Origin of the sequence: Serratia sp. Z4, from assembly GCF_009900725.1 — a bacterium.
GTDB lineage: Bacteria > Pseudomonadota > Gammaproteobacteria > Enterobacterales > Enterobacteriaceae > Serratia > Serratia nematodiphila.
On record NZ_JAAABD010000003.1, the window covers coordinates 201,059 to 217,114 of the forward strand.

Below are 16,056 nucleotides of genomic sequence, written 5' to 3' on the forward strand. Positions count from 1 at the left end.
AGGTGGCCATGCCGCAATTTGATTACCTGAAGACGTCCATCAAGCAAAAAGGCTGCACGTTGCAGCAGGTGGCGGATGCCAGCGGCATGACCAAGGGCTATCTGAGCCAGCTGTTGAACGACAAGATCAAAAGCCCGAGCGCGCAAAAGCTCGAAGCGTTGCACCGTTTTCTCGGGCTGGAGTTCCCGCGTAAAGAGGTTAAAGTCGGCGTGGTGTTTGGTAAATTTTACCCGCTGCACACCGGCCATATCTACCTGATCCAGCGCGCCTGCAGCCAGGTGGATGAGCTGCACGTCATTTTGTGCCACGACGAGCCGCGCGACCGCGAACTGTTCGAGAACAGTTCGATGTCGCAACAGCCGACGGTCAGCGATCGCCTGCGCTGGCTGCTGCAGACCTTCAAGTACCAGAAAAACATCCATATCCACTCGTTCGACGAGCAGGGCATCGAGCCCTACCCGCACGGCTGGAACGTGTGGAGCGACGGCATGAAGGCCTTTATGGAACAGAAAGGCATCGTGCCGAGCTTTATCTATTCCAGCGAAGCGCAGGATGCGCCGCGTTACCGCGAGCATCTGGGCATCGAAACCATTCTGGTCGACCCCGAGCGTTCGTTCATGAACATCAGCGGCAATCAGATCCGCCAGGATCCGTTCCGCTACTGGGATTACATCCCGACCGAGGTGAAGCCGTTCTTCGTGCGCACCGTGGCGATCCTCGGCGGCGAGTCGAGCGGCAAATCGACGCTGGTCAACAAGCTGGCCAACATCTTCAACACCACCAGCGCCTGGGAATATGGCCGCGATTACGTGTTCTCGCACCTGGGCGGCGACGAGATGGCGCTGCAGTACTCCGACTACGACAAAATTGCCCTCGGGCAGGCGCAATACGTGGATTTCGCGGTCAAGTACGCCAACAAGGTGGCATTTATCGATACCGATTTCGTCACCACCCAGGCGTTTTGCAAAAAGTACGAGGGGCGTGAACACCCCTTCGTGCAGGCGCTGATCGACGAATACCGTTTCGATCTGGTGATCCTGCTGGAAAACAACACGCCGTGGGTGGCGGACGGCCTGCGCAGCCTCGGCAGTACCGCCGATCGGCTGGCGTTCCAGCGCCTGCTGGAGGAGATGCTGCGCGCCAACAATATCGAGTATGTGCACGTTGAGTCCAGCGATTACGAAGAGCGCTTCCTGCGCTGCGTCGAGCTGGTGCAACAGCTGCTGGCGGCGGACGCCGGCCGGTTGGCGAACGCGCCCGCCCAGCATCACGCCGCAGGCTGAGCAAAATTAGCGTAATGTGCGATCGCGCGGCAGAAACGGCCGCCCGGGCGCACATTTAACGGCTTGTTTAAACATGGTTCATTCGACAGCGACTACGTTAAGCTTTTCTTTACAATAACGCTTAGAAGAAGACATGTCTTATCGCTTGCTCGCTCTTTGGTTGGTCTGCTATGCCGCAGCCTGGACGCTGCTGACTGTTCATCTCGATCCTACCCTGCCTTACGACGCCGTCGAGGCGCTCAACTGGGGCCTCAACGGCGAATGGGGCTCACCGAAAAACCCGTGGCTGGTCGGGGCGGCGATGCAGCCGGCGATCGGGTTCTCGTGGCTGCCGCTGAACCTGTACTGGTATGGCGGGCACTTCATCGCCATCGCCATCGGCATGTTGGGCGTCTGGCTGTTGGCGCGCCGGCTGAGCGGCAGCACCTCGCTGGCCTGGATGGCGCTGTTGACGCTCAACCTGTCCGGCATCATCAATTTCGACATCATTCCCTACAACGACAATTACCTGTTGGTGATGCTGTGGCCGTGGATGGCGCTGTTTTTCCACCTGGCTATATCGCGTTCGGCCAACTGGTGGCCGGCCTTCGCGCTGACGGCCGGTTTGGCGATGATGGCGAAGTACTCGACCTTCGCCTTCGTCTATTTCGCCGCGCTGTCGACGCTGTTCGTACCGCAGATCCGCCGCTGTTATCGCCAGCCGCAGTTCTATCTGGCGGTGGCGATCTGGTTGGCGCTGGTGTTGCCGAACGTGTTCTGGTTGTGGAACCACGATTTCGCCGCCTTCAAGTGGGTGGATTCGCAGATCAAGATGCAGCTCAATCTCGACATGCTGCAGTCGCTGCTGCTGGTGTTCTATCCGTCGCTGGTGCTGTGGGGGATCCTGCGGCGCAGCGGGGCGGTGCTGGCCTGGCCATCGGCGTTGCCGATGCGGGTGTTGCTGTGGGTCTACCTGTTGCCGCTCGGCATCATTACCTTCTGGTTCTCTTTCAACGTCGGCGGCCGGCTGACCGAATGGCTGCAGCCGTTCTTCATGCTGGCACCTGCGCTGTTGGTCGGTTGCGTGCGCCAGCCGCCGGTGCGTTCGCTGCGCGCGGCGACCATTGGTCTGATGTGCGCGGCGCTGGCGGTCTACCTGGGGTATGCCGCGGTGATGCTGGGCAACGTGCGCAACGCCGGTCAGAAAATGGTGGGTATCAAGGCGTTCAGCGCCGAGGTGGAGCGGCAGTGGCAGGAGCGGTATGGCGTTGAACTGCGCTACGTCGGCGGCGAATACCTGTCGCAGTGGATGACGGTGTACGCCGGTTCCCGGCCGCGAACCATTACGCGTTGGTCCAATCATACGCGGCCGAATATCTACAACGTCAACATCAGCTATCCGCAGATTGCGCAGCACGGCGTTGCCCTGTTCGGGCGGTTGGGTGAGGACTGCGCGCGCAGCGACTTCGGCGGCGAGTTGGCCCACTGGCCGAAGATGCGCCTCGATTGGCAGCAGACGCTGACGTTCCGCGCCGATCCGCATAGCGACGAGCAGACGCTGTGCGTCGGTTTCGTTCGTCCGCAGTAACGGCGGCGCGCTGCGCCGCCGCGATTCAGGCTCAGTAAGCGATAACCAGCTTGCCTTGCATATGGCCGCCGAGCAGCTGTTGATGCGCGGCGGTCAGCGTGTCTACCGACAGCCCGTGCAGGGTTTCGCTCAGTGTGGTGCTCAGCTTGCCCTCGTCCAGCAGCTGCGCCACCTGCTGCAGGATCTTGCCCTGCTGCGCGATGTCCGGGGTGGTGAACATGCTGCGGGTGAACATGAATTCCCAGTGCAGCGCGGCGCTTTTCAGCTTCAGCGCGTTTTGGTCCAGCGGCTGCGCGTTTTCGACGATGGTGCAGATATGGCCGAGCGGCGCGATCAGTTCGGCCATCGCCGGCCAGTGGCCGTCGGTATCGTTCAGACACAGGATGTAATCCACCTGCTCGATGCCCTGCTGCGCCAGGTTGCCCTTCAGATCGCGGTAGTCCACCACCAGATCGGCGCCGCGCTCAAGGCACCAGGCGGCGGATTCCGGTCTTGATGCGGTGGCGATCACTTTCACCTTGCTGCGCAGCGCGGCCAGCGGAATGGCCAGCGAACCGACCCCGCCGGCGCCGCCGATGATCAGCAGCGTCTTGTGCTCCGGCGCGTCCTGAATGTTCAGGTGTTCGAACAGCGCCTCCCAGGCGGTGAGGGCGGTGAGCGGCATGGCGGCGGACTCGGCCCAGTTCAGGCTGCGCGGCTTGTGCGCGGCGATGCGTGAGTCGATCAGTTGGTGACTGCTGTTGCTGCCGGGGCGGGTGATGTCGCCGGCGTACCACACTTCATCGCCGGGCTTGAAGCCGCTGACGCCGTTGCCCACGTCCACCACGACGCCGCTGGCGTCCCAGCCGAGAATGCGCGGCTGCTGCAGGCCGTTTTTCTGCAGACCGGCGTGCACTTTGGTGTCCACCGGGTTGACCGACGCCGCTTTCACTTCCACCAGCAGATCGTACTGGCCGGGCACCGGCATCTCCGGTGAGATTTCGATGAAATCGACGGGGTTCTGCGGGTCTACGGCAATGGCTTTTATCGACATGATTGTACTCCTTTCAAATGATGCCCCCAGTGTAGACCCGCGACAGTGGGGTGATAAGATGGACAATATCTAACGGAGTGTTCGTTTAAGGTGAACAATGGAATTCAAACAACTGCAGGACATGGCGTTGTTCGCGCTGGTGGCGGAGTGCGGCAGTTTTACCGCCGCCGCGCAGCGCGTTGGGTTGCCGAAATCCAGCGTCAGCCAGCGCATCAGCCAGCTCGAGCAGACGCTGGGGCTACGGCTGCTCAATCGCACCACGCGCCAGCTGAACCTGACCTTCGCCGGTGAGCGTTATCTGGAACATTGTCAGGTCATGATGTCTGCTGCCGAACGTGCCGATCTGGCATTGCAGCGGCTGCGCGATAACCCGAGCGGCCGCCTGCGCATCTCGACGCCCGCCGGGCTGGGGGCGACCCTGGTGGCGCGGCTGGCAGCGGATTTTCAGCGCCAGTACCCGGACGTTTCGCTGGAGGTGTCGGTGTCCGACGCGATGGTGGATCTGGTGCAGGAAGGTTTCGACGCCGCGCTGCGCACCGGCAAGCCGCAGGATTCTTCGCTGATCGGCCGCCGTCTCGGGTATGCGCCGCGCTATCTGTTGGCCGCACCGTCCTATTTGGCGCAGCACCCGCCGATCGAACATCCGCAGCAGCTGCAGCAGCATCGCTGTATCGCCCACCGCGCCTGGACGGCCTGGAACCTGCGCTGCGGCGATGACTACTACCGTTGGCAGCTGCCGCTGGCGCACACCACCGACAACCTGCTGTATGCGCGCGAATGCGCCATCGCCGGCGCGGGGATCACGCTGCTGCCGGCGTTTCTCAGCCGCGAGGTGGTGGCGCAGAAACTGCTGGTGGAGGTGCTGCCGGCGTGGCGCGCAGAAGGGAATGAGCTATATCTGGTCTACCCGAGCCGCAAGCTGAATTCCGCGGCGTTGGCCTGCTTCATCGATGTGGTGCTGCAGCATCCGGCGTTCGACGACTACGCGCGCGAGCTGGCGCGGGAGTAAAAAAAGGCGCCGCATGCGGCGCCTTTCGTATTACTTGGCGATCTTCTTGTACTTGATGCGGTGCGGCTCGAGCGCATCGGCGCCCAGCGTACGCTTCTTGTACTCTTCGTACTCGGTGAAGTTGCCTTCGAAGAATTCCACCTTGCCCTCGTCCTGGTAGTCCAGGATGTGGGTAGCGATACGGTCGAGGAACCAACGGTCGTGCGAGATCACCATGGCGCAGCCAGGGAATTCCAGCAGGGCGTTTTCCAGCGCGCGCAGGGTTTCGATATCCAGGTCGTTGGTCGGTTCATCGAGCAGCAGTACGTTGCCGCCAACCTGCAGCAGCTTGGCCAGATGCAGACGGCCACGCTCACCGCCGGACAGCTCGCCCACGCGTTTGCCCTGATCGACGCCCTTGAAGTTGAAGCGGCCGACATAGGCGCGGCTTGGCATCTCGGTGTTGCCGATGCGCATGATGTCCTGCCCGCCGGAGACTTCTTCCCACACGGTTTTCGAACCGTCCATGTTGTCGCGGAACTGATCGACGGACGCCAGCTTGACGGTATCGCCCAGCACGATGCTGCCGGAATCAGGCTGCTCCTGGCCGGACATCATGCGGAACAGCGTGGATTTACCCGCGCCGTTCGGGCCGATGATGCCGACGATCGCGCCTTTCGGCACCGAGAACGACAGGTCGTCGATCAGCAGGCGGTCGCCATAGGACTTACGCAGGTTGCTGACTTCGACCACTTTATCGCCCAGGCGTGCGCCAGGCGGAATGAACAGCTCGTTGGTTTCGTTACGTTTCTGGTATTCGGTGTTGTTCAGCTCTTCAAAGCGGGCCAGGCGGGCCTTGCCTTTGGACTGACGGCCTTTGGCGCCCTGACGCACCCACTCCAGCTCTTTCTCGATCGACTTGCGACGAGCGGCTTCGGCGGACGCTTCCTGTGCCAGACGCGCGTCTTTCTGCTCCAGCCAGGAGGAGTAGTTGCCTTCCCATGGAATGCCTTCGCCGCGGTCAAGTTCGAGGATCCAGCCGGCCACGTTATCCAGGAAGTAACGGTCGTGGGTGATCGCTACCACGGTGCCTTCGAAGTCGTGCAGGAAGCGTTCCAGCCAGGCCACGGACTCGGCGTCCAGGTGGTTGGTCGGTTCGTCCAGCAGCAGCATGTCCGGCTTTTCCAGCAGCAGGCGGCACAGCGCCACGCGGCGGCGTTCACCGCCGGACAGGTGGGCGATTTTGGCGTCCCAGTCCGGCAGGCGCAGCGCATCGGCGGCGCGTTCCAGCTGGGCGTTGAGGTTGTGACCGTCGTGCGCCTGAATGATCTCTTCCAGGCGGCCCTGTTCGGCGGCCAGCTTGTCGAAGTCTGCGCCTTCTTCCGCGTACAGCGCGTACACTTCGTCCAGGCGCTTCAGCGCGCCGACCACTTCCGCCAGCGCTTCTTCCACCGACTCACGCACGGTGTGTTCGAGGTTAAGCTGCGGCTCCTGCGGCAGGTAACCGATCTTGATGCCCGGCTGCGGGCGCGCTTCCCCTTCGATATCGGTATCGATGCCGGCCATGATGCGCAGCAGGGTGGACTTACCGGCGCCGTTCAGGCCCAGCACGCCGATTTTGGCCCCAGGGAAGAAGCTCAGGGAGATGTTTTTCAAAATATGACGCTTCGGCGGTACCACCTTGCCGACGCGGTGCATGGTATAGACGTATTGAGCCACGTTGCTCTAAGCCTCTCTATATCAGTATTTATAGGATGTCTGGCGGCATGAGTGTAGCCCGTTTCGATCTCGGATCCCAGACATCGCTCAGCGATCGCTAAGTATAACCGTTTATGCGCCGATAAAGGCGCATATTGGTGGCTTATGGCGTGACGACGATCGCGACGCGGCGGTTTTCCGCACGGCCGCTGGAGGTGCGGTTATCGGCAACGGGATCGCGCTTGCCCATGCCGCGGGTTTCGATATTGGCGCGTGGAATGCCGACGCTGGCCAGCAGATCGGCCACCGCATCGGCGCGGCGCAGGGAGAGCTGATCGTTATAGCTGTCTTCACCGTAGTTGTCGGTATGGCCGTCCAGGCGGAACTTGGTGATGCCGACGCTCAGCAGCGCACGGCCCATCTTCTGTACCGTTTCGGTGCTTTCCGGGTTCAGTTTGCCGATGTTGTTGCCGAACAGCACCTTATCCGACAGGCCGAACTCCCAGCCGTTATCGGTCAGTTTGAAGCCCTGCGATTGCAACAGCGCGACCTGCTCGGGTGTCAGGCCCTGCGGTTTGCTCTGGCAGCCGGCGAGCGCCAGCAGAGCGACGAACATCATCGTCAGCAGTGAAAAACGGCCTTTAAAAAGTTGCTGTATCATAGTCAAAATCCCTAGTTCAAGTGTTATAGCCGGGGCTCTTATTTATGTATAGCCAGCCGCCAGCCTCCGTTATAACGATGCTTTGCCTGATACATCGCATCGTCAGCTTCGTGCAAAAGACCCTGAGGCGTCGATGCGTGATCAGGGTACAGCGCAATACCGATACTCAGAGAGGTGATGACCGCCTCGTCGTTCGGCAGAATGACCGGTTGCGTCATGCAGTCGATGATGTTGTCAGCGATCTGCAAGACATCTTCCGTGCTGTGTACCGGCGCCAGCAGCACGGCGAATTCGTCCCCTCCCAGGCGGGCGACCAGATCGGTCTCGCGCAGCTGCGCGCGAATGCGCCCGGCAATGGTGGTCAGCACCGCATCGCCTGCGGCGTGGCCGTAACTGTCGTTCACCTCCTTGAAGCGATCGCCGTCGATAAACAGCACCGCCAATTTCGCCGGCGGTTCGATATCGCCCAGCGCGCGGCTTAGCCGCCCTTCGAAGAAGGCGCGGTTCGGCAAGCCGGTCAGGCTGTCGTGCGTCGCCCGGTGAGCCAGCGAGTCGTTCTCTTGCTTCAGATGGGCCTGCCAGGCCTCCAGCTCGTCGAGCAAGCCGTTGAAATCGTTGCTGAGCTCATGCAGCTCGGCGATAGGCGCCGACGGCACCCGCAGGCCGAAGGTGCGATCGCGGCGCACCGCATGCGCCACGTTGGCGATGTCGTCCAGCGAACTGACGATGCCGACCAGCATGCGGCGCGACAGCACCAGGGCGCACAGGGTGCTGAGCACCAGGCAGGCGATCATGCCGACCATGCCGCGCAACAGGAAACGCAGCAGGCTGCCGCCGTTGCCGCTCAGCCAGACCTGGCCGACCTGCTTGCCCTCGTGGGTGATAGGCAGAATGACCGGTTCGGGCAGCGCCCAGTGCGCGACGATCTGCTCCAGGCCGTGCAGCGGCCCATCGGTAGGATGGCGCCAGTTGGCCAGCATCTTGCCGTTGTTGTCGAGGATCCGCGCGTCCGATACCTCTTCGTTGGAGGATATCAGCATCAGCGCCTCGCGCGCGGCGGTGCGGTCTTCAAACACCACGGCGGCCTCGACGGTATAGCTGATGGAGCGCGCGATCAGGTGCAGGTTGTGATTGGCATAGGCGCGCAGCGCAAACAGCGCCACCAGCGTCAAAAAGATGCCGGCGGTGCCGACGGCGATCAGCGCCAGCCCAAGATGCACCCGCTGCAGCACTCGGCCCAGCGTCGGGCGCGCATTGCCGGAGCGGTTTTTACGCAACAGCCTCATAGCGGCGGCGCCTGTTTGCGTGCCAGCTGCAACACGTTGGGGTGAACGCGCACGCCGCTGCGCGCCAGAGCGTCCAAGTTGACTTTGAAACTGGCCTGGTCCCCATCAATCTGCAGGCAAAATGCGCTGCCGGCGGAGCATTCGCTATCGTTCTCGCTGATGCTGAGAATGGAGTTGCCGGAAATGCGCTGCATGAAATTTTGTCTCTGCGCGGCGGTGATGTTCCCTAAGTAGATGACATCACAGCCGGTACTCAGCGTTGGGCTATCGAACGGCACGCGCTCGGCTTTAATCGGACGCGGCGCGCTCAGCAGGATCGGATCGAACAGCCCTTCGGCATACTGGGTGGGTGCGGTCACGCACAAGCGGATCGGATTAGGTTCACGCGACCAGCGTGCGTAGCTGATGATGCCTACCACTACGGTCGTCACGGCGTGCGTGCGCTTTTGATAGGGATCAGCGGCGGCGTGCGCAGGCTCGGACAACGTCAGCAGCACCAACAAAACGATCAGCAGCAGGCGGCCGATATTCAGGCGTGCGTCAAGGAAGCCCGGTTCGGGGCTTTTTGCGCAACGCATCGCTATCGCGGTCTTATTCACCATCTTCACCCGCCATTCCGGCCTGATCCACTGCCCGCAGGCCGTGGCCTGACAAGGAAAAATCCGGCCCGCTTGAAGGGACAATCGTTTTGCTGAAAGCTGTCAGTCGCACTGCCTAATGAACACTATCTAACCCATAATTGGCGCGGATTGTATTATAAGATGTCTTCGTTGGGCGCTTTATGTGCTGTTTTCTCGGAATTATCTTACTTATTTTTGATAGTATAAAAATGCCCACCCGGGTTTGCCACCGCTTTTCTGCAAAGTTGGCGCGTTTAGCCCGCTGTCAGGCGATTTGCGCAACGGTGGCGCCATATAACAAATCAAATAATGTGATGACTAATAATTAAAAAGTATTTTACTTCTCCAATAAGCGCCGGGGCAGCTAATAAAAATCCGGTGGCTGGAAATATCCCGCCGGCCTGATTTGTCAGCCAAAGTAAACGTTTTTACCTGGCCCGCGTCATGGCGATACACTTCTTCTTCTACAGTATTGAATGGATAAGCGATTGCGCTGTCTATGGTAGATATCTGCGTCCGGGCCGTGCGCCCGGCTTTATTTTGTCCCGCGGCGCCGTGGTGCGGCGGTCACCGGGGAGCTGGGCGGCTCCTGCGGTATAACCAGTGAGGAAAGAGCGAGGATGGTCAAGGTGGACAAGCGACGGCTGTTGGCAATGGGCCTGTGTCTGACGGCGTTTTCAGGCGCGGCGCTGGCGGATTCTCTGGATGCGCAACGTCAGCGTTACCAGCAGATCAAACAGGCGTGGGATGGCAATCAGATGGACGTGGTGGCGCAGCTGATGCCGACGCTGCGCGATTACCCGCTTTATCCTTACCTGGAATACCGCGAGCTGACACAGGATCTGAGCCAGGCGGGGTTCTCCGAGGTGAACGACTTTATCAAACGCCACCCGACGCTGCCGCCGGCGAAATCACTGGTGCCGCGCTTCGTCAATGAACTGGCGCGGCGCGAAGACTGGCGCACCCTGTTGGCCTTCAGCGCGCAGCCGCCCAAACCGGTGGCGGCGCGCTGCAACTATTACTACGCCAAATGGGCCACCGGCGACCAGCAGGCGGCCTGGAGCGGCGCCGACGAGCTGTGGCTGAACGGCAAAACGCTGCCGGGCGCCTGCGATCGTCTGTTCAGCGTCTGGCGTGGCGCGGGCAAGCAAACGCCGCTGGATATTCTGGCGCGCATGAAGCTGGCGCTGAAAGAAGGCAACAGCTCGCTGGTCAGCAACCTCTATAGCCAGCTGCCGGCCGACTACCAGACCATGGGCAACGCCCTGGTGCGCTTGCAAAACGATCCGACCACCGTGGAAGCCTTCGCCCGCAGCGTGGGGCCAACTGACTTTACCCGCGCCGCTACCGGCATCGCCTTTGAACGCCTGGCGCGGCAGGATGTGGAAAACGCGCGGGCGATGATCCCGACGCTCGCGCGGCTGCAGAAAATGAGCGACGACGAACGGCTGGGGTTGGAAGAGGCGGTGGCCTGGCGCCTGATGGGCAGCGACGCTACCTACGAGCAGGCGCAGTGGCGCGATCAGGTGATTCTGCGCAGCCGTTCGCCTTCGCTGTTGGAGCGCCGAGTACGCATGGCGTTGGGCTATGGCGATCGGCAGGGCGTCGCGACCTGGCTGGCCCGCCTGCCGGAAGAGTCGCGCAACAAGGATGAGTGGCGCTACTGGCGCGCCAGTCAACTGATGGACGAAGGCAAACGCGCCGAAGGCGAGGAGATGTTGCGTAACCTGATGACCGAACGCGGCTTCTATCCGATGGTCGCGGCGCAGAAGCTGAACGCCACTTATCCGGTGATGGTGGCGGTGGCGGCCAAGCCGCGCACGTCGCTGGTCGACGGGCCGGAGGTCGCCCGGGTGCGCGAGCTGATGTACTGGAATATGGATAACCTGGCCCGCAGCGAGTGGGGCTCTTACGTCGCCAGCCGCAGCCGGCCGGAACAAGAAGCGTTGGCGCGCTACGCCTTTGAGCAAAAATGGGCCGATCTGAGCGTGCAGGCGACCATCGTCGGCAAGCTGTGGGATCATCTGGAGGAGCGCTTCCCGGTCGCCTGGCCGCAGGAGTTCCGCCGCGCGACCGATGACAAGGGGATCACCACCAGCTACGCGATGGCGATCGCGCGTCAGGAGAGCGCCTGGAATCCGAAAGCGCAGTCGCCGGTTGGCGCTACCGGCCTGATGCAGGTGATGCCGCGCACCGCGCAGCATACGGTGCAGATGTTCAATATTCCCGGTTACGTCGGCCCGAGCCAGCTGTTCGATCCACAGACTAACATCACCATCGGCACCAGCTATCTGGAGTCGGTCTATCAGCAGTTCGGCCGCAACCGCATCCTGTCGAGCGCCGCCTATAACGCCGGCCCGTCGCGGGTGAACACCTGGCTGGGCAACAGCGCGGGGCGGATCGATCCGGTGGCGTTCATCGAAAGCATTCCGTTCTCGGAAACCCGCGGCTACGTCAAGAATGTGTTGGCCTATGATGCGTTTTACCGCTATCTGACGCACCGGCCGGCCAAGGTGCTGACCGACGCCGAGTGGCAGAGACGTTATTGATTTTGACGGCCCTATGGTATGCTGCTGTACTAGTTAAATAGTATGGTGGCTGCCATGACGCAATTATCGTTAAACGACCCCGCTCTTTCAGAACAAGGCAATGAGGATTGGCTGCGCTTCGTCGCGCTGCTGCAGAATTCGTTTGCGCAAGAACTGCATCAACCGCTGCTGCAGCTGATGCTGACGCCGGACGAGCGCACCGCGCTGGGCACCCGGGTGCGAATCATCCAGGAACTGATGCGCGGCGAGATGAGCCAGCGCGAGCTGAAAAATGAACTGGGCGCGGGGATCGCCACCATCACCCGCGGATCGAACAGCCTGAAAGCGGCTTCACCCGAGCTGAAACAGTGGCTTGAGCAGCAGCTGCTGCACGATGCGCCCTAGCAGGTTTTGCGCTATTGCTGATAGATGGCGTTGTGAAACGGCACCAGCGCCAGCAGCAGCGCCTGGTGATAAACGCTGGTGCGGCTCAGCCGGCCGTCGGTGAAGACGCCGATGGCGCCGCCCTGGCGCTTCACCTCGGCATTGCCGGTGATCGCCGCCATTTCGCTGCCCAATTCGCGACCGGCGCGAATACCTTGTAAGATGACCTCCGGCAGCATCAGGCTCGCCGAGCGAGATTCGCCGCGGATGTGCGGGTTCTCGATGGTCATCCAGGCGAAGGTCATATTCTCTTCAATCCCGGCTTCCACGCCGACCCAAAAATCGGCCTCGGGCCTGACCTGGCGCGCTTCCATGACGCGTTGACGCGAGCCGGTGCGGGTTTCGTGATTGCCTATCGGCTGCAGCGAGACACCGCTGGCGACGTCAACGGATTCAATGCGGTATTGGCCTGCGCCAAAGACGTCATCGAAGGCCAGTTGAATAGCCTTGATCTTTGCCGGGTTGGTAGTTGCAGCGACAACATGGTACATAACGGGTTTGATATCCTTCTGGCCGATACGCCGGGCAGCGGCAAAAGCGCCACCGGGCCGGGGATAAATGCAAATTTCACGCAGTATAACGGAAAACAAAAATGTTACAGGTATACCTCGTTCGCCATGGCGAAACGGAATGGAACGCGGCTCGCCGCATCCAGGGTCAGTCCGACAGCCCGTTAACCGCCATGGGTGAACACCAGGCCCGTCTGGTCGCCAGGCGCGTCAGCAAAGAAGGCATTACGCACATCATTACCAGCGATCTGGGGCGCACGCGCCGCACCGCACAGATCATCGCCGACGCCTGTGGCTGCGAAGTGATTAGCGATCCGCGTTTGCGTGAGCTGCACATGGGGGTTCTGGAAGAACGCCTGATCGACAGTTTGACGCCGCAGGAAGAGCAGTGGCGCAAACAGATGGTCGATGGTACTCCTGACGGTCGAATCCCTCAAGGCGAATCCATGGAGGAGCTGGGCGAGCGCATGCGCGCCGCGCTGGAGAGTTGCCTGATGCTGCCTGAAGGCAGCAAGCCGCTGCTCGTCAGTCATGGTATCGCGTTGGGGTGTTTGATCAGTACGGTGCTGGGGCTGCCGGCCTATGCGGAACGCCGCCTGCGCTTGCGCAATTGCTCACTGTCGCGCGTCGATCACCAGCAGAGCCCGTGGTTGGCTTCCGGCTGGATCGTGGAAACGGCGGGCGATGTCACGCATTTGGACATGCCCGCGTTGGACGAACTGCAGCGTTAACGCCGAATCGGGATCAGGTAATCGCACTTGATCTCGATAGGTGCCTGATGCGGACGGCGCTCGCCTTTCGGATAGAAGCGCTCGATGTCGTGCCCTTTGCGGCGCGTCAGCTGGAGCGCCGGCAGGCAGGTGCCGTAGACCGTCAGAATAAAGTCTTGCAGTCCCTCGGTGGGCCCTTCGTAGCTGAACATCGCAAACTCACCGCCCGGCAACACCAGCGGCTGGCCTTCCTGTACCTTGTCAGGCACCTGATCCGGCTCCAGCGCCGTGGTGTACAGCACTTCCTGTTCGTCGTCCTTCTCCTGGCTCGGTCGCGAGTGGTGCAGCCCGTACAGCACCGGCGGCAGGGTTTCGACGTCACCGAGGAACTGACGCCAGAACTGTGAGCGCAGTTCGGTGCGCACGGTGGTGATCTGTTCCAGCGTACAGGAGTAGCTTTGAGTCAGGCCGACCAGCTGCTTGTCCGGCAGCGAGACGAATTCCGGCTGCGGCAAGGTGAAGGCTCCCAGACGGATCGGCGGACAGATGCCGAATGCATTCCAGTCTTCGGCGCGGCGGTACAGCGCCGGCGTTTGCGCAAACTGTTTTTTGAAGGCGCGCGTGAAGGTCTGCTGCGAGTCGAAGCGATATTGCAGGGCGATATCCAAAATCGGCCGGCTGGTCAAACGCAGCGCGACGGCGGCTTTGGACAGCCTCCTTGCCCGGATGTAAGCACCGATGGCGTTACCGGTAATATCTTTGAACATCCGTTGCAGATGCCATTTGGAGTAGCCTGCCTTGGCCGCCACGTTATCCAGCGACAAGGGTTGGTCCAAATGGCTTTCCAGCCAGCTAAGCAGATCACGAATGATACCGGCTTGATCCATAGATCTTCCTCGTAAAGCTTGGGGGTAGGAACCCGAACTGTTGATTCGTCACGCTGGTGCTGCGCTATCAGACCGATCCATGAGCCATTATGCGTTGCACTCTTTGCCTCTGCTGCGCATGCCGCGCCAGAGTTGGATTGGGGTACACCGTAGTGGGCGCAAAGAAATAACGACGCCGCATCATAGCAATTTTTTTACTCCGCGACTCTCAAAGATTTTTGTCACGCTCTGTGCTAAAACGGACGGTGCGGACCCGTAAAAAACCGATTCCGTGAGCTTAGACATAAATAATGGCGACCGCCGAACCTATTTTTGCGGCAAGGTTATACCGGAGTTAAGTAAATGAAAAAAAGCTGGATATTTTTATTCGGTTTGGTTTGCGCAACCGTTGGCAGCGCGCAGGCGGAGCAGGTGGGCTCCGTTGATACGGTGTTTAAATTGTTGGGGCCAGACCACAAAATCGTAGTGGAAGCGTTCGACGATCCGGATGTTAAAAATGTAACTTGTTATATCAGCCGCGCCAAAACCGGCGGCATCAAAGGCGGCTTGGGGCTGGCGGAAGACACCGCCGACGCGGCCATTTCCTGCCAGCAGGTGGGGCCTATCGAGCTGAGCGACAAGATCAAAAACGGCAAGGCGGAAGGCGATGTGGTGTTCCAGAAACGCACCTCGCTGGTGTTCAAGAAGTTGCAGGTGGTGCGCTTCTATGACGCCAAGCGCAATTCGTTGATTTACCTGAGCTACTCCGACAAGGTGATCGACGGTTCGCCGAAGAACGCGTTGAGCGCGGTGCCGATCATGCCATGGGCTGAGACGAAATAAAAAAACGGGGTTCAGCATGCTGAACCCCGTTTTCATGACGGCAGGCCGGAATTACTCTTCCAGATCGCCGCAGAAGCGGTAGCCTTCGCCGTGAATGGTGGCGATGATTTCCGGCGTATCCGGCGTCGATTCGAAGTGTTTGCGAATGCGACGGATAGTGACGTCCACGGTGCGGTCATGCGGCTTCAGCTCGCGGCCGGTCATTTTCTTCAGCAGTTCGCCGCGCGACTGGATCTTGCCCGGGTTTTCGCAGAAGTGCAGCATGGCGCGGAATTCGCTGCGCGGCAGCTTGTACTGTTCGCCGGCCGGGCTGATCAAAGAGCGGCTGTTGATGTCCAGCTCCCACCCGTTGAACTTGTAGCTCTCGACCAGACGGCGCTCTTCGCCGAGGCTGCCCAGGTTCATGGTGCGCGACAGCAGGTTGCGCGCGCGGATGGTCAGCTCACGCGGGTTGAACGGCTTGGTGATGTAATCGTCGGCGCCGATTTCCAGGCCGAGGATTTTGTCCACTTCGTTATCGCGACCGGTCAGGAACATCAAGGCTACGCTGGCCTGTTCACGCAGTTCGCGCGCCAACAGCAGGCCGTTTTTGCCTGGCAGGTTGATGTCCATGATGACCAGATTGATATCATTTTCAGACAGGATATTGTGCATCTCTGCACCATCATTGGCTTCATGAACAATGTAGCCTTCCGCCTCGAAAATGCTCTTCAGGGTGTTACGAGTGACTAACTCGTCTTCGACAATCAGAATGTGCGGGGTCTGCATATTTGCTACCTAAAATTGCCAACAAAATAGAAAATCGGAAGTACAGAAGTCTTTGTTTTCTTAGAGGAGGGCAGAGATAGCGCCACGTTCCCTCTCAGCAAATGACTAAAGTACGTAAACTCGTTCTTGATGCACTTTCCATCTCATGTCAACAAGATCGCTAGCCTGGTGGGGATGCTGTTCCCTACAACCCCTTGGGTGCCGAAACGGCGCATATCCTAACCCCATTAACAGCAATATAACAGCGCGTGC

The 16,056-nt window shown here is 60.4% G+C and carries 15 protein-coding genes; 7 read left to right on the forward strand and 8 right to left on the reverse strand.

All coding sequences use genetic code 11. The annotated features are described in order from the left end of the window. Window positions 1-8: 8 nt before the first annotated feature. Both nadR and GT753_RS14930 read left to right on the forward strand, forming a co-directional pair. Window positions 9-1,283: a multifunctional transcriptional regulator/nicotinamide-nucleotide adenylyltransferase/ribosylnicotinamide kinase NadR gene (nadR, locus tag GT753_RS14925; RefSeq protein ID WP_015376596.1), complete on the forward strand. Its 1,275-nt coding sequence runs from the start codon at window positions 9-11 to the stop codon at window positions 1,281-1,283. Between the two features lie 133 nt (window positions 1,284-1,416). Continuing rightward, on the forward strand, window positions 1,417-2,850 hold the full coding sequence (locus GT753_RS14930; protein WP_015376597.1) for a glycosyltransferase family 39 protein: 1,434 nt from the start codon (window positions 1,417-1,419) through the stop codon (window positions 2,848-2,850). 31 nt (window positions 2,851-2,881) lie between these two features. Here GT753_RS14930 and GT753_RS14935 read toward each other — a convergent pair whose 3' ends face one another. After that, window positions 2,882-3,883, reverse strand: a complete 1,002-nt coding sequence (locus GT753_RS14935) for a zinc-binding alcohol dehydrogenase family protein (protein WP_015376598.1) — start codon at window positions 3,881-3,883, stop codon at window positions 2,882-2,884. 97 nt (window positions 3,884-3,980) lie between these two features. Here GT753_RS14935 and GT753_RS14940 point away from each other — a divergent pair, with 97 nt between their 5' ends. After that, complete coding sequence (locus GT753_RS14940; protein ID WP_015376599.1) at window positions 3,981-4,892, forward strand: LysR family transcriptional regulator; 912 nt, start codon at window positions 3,981-3,983, stop codon at window positions 4,890-4,892. Window positions 4,893-4,922: 30 nt separating this feature from the next. On the opposite strand, the gene ettA is transcribed toward GT753_RS14940, so the two are convergent. The 4 genes from ettA to GT753_RS14960 form a co-directional block, all read right to left on the reverse strand. Then, the gene (gene ettA / locus GT753_RS14945; RefSeq protein WP_015376600.1) at window positions 4,923-6,590 is read right to left on the reverse strand and encodes an energy-dependent translational throttle protein EttA; all 1,668 of its coding nucleotides are present in this window, start codon (window positions 6,588-6,590) and stop codon (window positions 4,923-4,925) included. Between the two features lie 142 nt (window positions 6,591-6,732). Beyond that, on the reverse strand, window positions 6,733-7,230 hold the full coding sequence (locus GT753_RS14950; RefSeq protein WP_015376601.1) for an OmpA family protein: 498 nt from the start codon (window positions 7,228-7,230) through the stop codon (window positions 6,733-6,735). A 38-nt stretch (window positions 7,231-7,268) separates the two neighbouring features. Beyond that, entirely contained in the window at window positions 7,269-8,516 is a 1,248-nt protein-coding gene (locus tag GT753_RS14955; RefSeq protein ID WP_004933026.1) for a diguanylate cyclase domain-containing protein, read from the reverse strand. Continuing rightward, complete coding sequence (locus GT753_RS14960) at window positions 8,513-9,118, reverse strand: YfiR family protein (RefSeq protein ID WP_015376603.1); 606 nt, start codon at window positions 9,116-9,118, stop codon at window positions 8,513-8,515. Before GT753_RS14960 ends, GT753_RS14955 begins: the two co-directional genes overlap by 4 nt. A gap of 638 nt (window positions 9,119-9,756) precedes the next feature. Here GT753_RS14960 and sltY point away from each other — a divergent pair. Both sltY and trpR read left to right on the forward strand, forming a co-directional pair. Continuing rightward, window positions 9,757-11,685: a murein transglycosylase gene (sltY, locus tag GT753_RS14965; protein ID WP_015376604.1), complete on the forward strand. Its 1,929-nt coding sequence runs from the start codon at window positions 9,757-9,759 to the stop codon at window positions 11,683-11,685. A 54-nt stretch (window positions 11,686-11,739) separates the two neighbouring features. After that, window positions 11,740-12,069 carry a trp operon repressor gene (gene trpR, locus GT753_RS14970; protein WP_004933017.1) on the forward strand — a complete coding sequence of 110 codons (330 nt, stop codon included), beginning with the start codon at window positions 11,740-11,742 and terminating at the stop codon, window positions 12,067-12,069. 11 nt (window positions 12,070-12,080) lie between these two features. Here the strand turns inward: trpR and yjjX are convergent, their stop codons facing one another. Next, window positions 12,081-12,599, reverse strand: coding sequence for an inosine/xanthosine triphosphatase (gene yjjX, locus GT753_RS14975; protein WP_004933015.1), 519 nt, complete (start codon window positions 12,597-12,599; stop codon window positions 12,081-12,083). Window positions 12,600-12,700: 101 nt separating this feature from the next. Here yjjX and gpmB point away from each other — a divergent pair, with 101 nt between their 5' ends. Next, window positions 12,701-13,348, forward strand: a complete 648-nt coding sequence (gene gpmB, locus GT753_RS14980) for a 2,3-diphosphoglycerate-dependent phosphoglycerate mutase GpmB (RefSeq protein ID WP_004933012.1) — start codon at window positions 12,701-12,703, stop codon at window positions 13,346-13,348. On the opposite strand, the gene robA is transcribed toward gpmB, so the two are convergent. Continuing rightward, window positions 13,345-14,214 (reverse strand): MDR efflux pump AcrAB transcriptional activator RobA, encoded by an 870-nt coding sequence (gene robA, locus GT753_RS14985; RefSeq protein WP_015376605.1) that lies wholly within the window; start codon window positions 14,212-14,214, stop codon window positions 13,345-13,347. The two genes, gpmB and robA, sit on opposite strands and share 4 nt — an antisense overlap. Window positions 14,215-14,556: 342 nt before the next feature. Between robA and creA the strand changes: the two genes are divergently transcribed. Beyond that, window positions 14,557-15,036, forward strand: a complete 480-nt coding sequence (creA, locus tag GT753_RS14990; RefSeq protein WP_004933005.1) for a protein CreA — start codon at window positions 14,557-14,559, stop codon at window positions 15,034-15,036. Between the two features lie 51 nt (window positions 15,037-15,087). On the opposite strand, the gene arcA is transcribed toward creA, so the two are convergent. Then, a complete protein-coding gene (gene arcA, locus GT753_RS14995) occupies window positions 15,088-15,804 on the reverse strand; it encodes a two-component system response regulator ArcA (RefSeq protein WP_004933003.1) in 717 nt (238 codons plus the stop codon). Window positions 15,805-16,056: the final 252 nt, after the last annotated feature.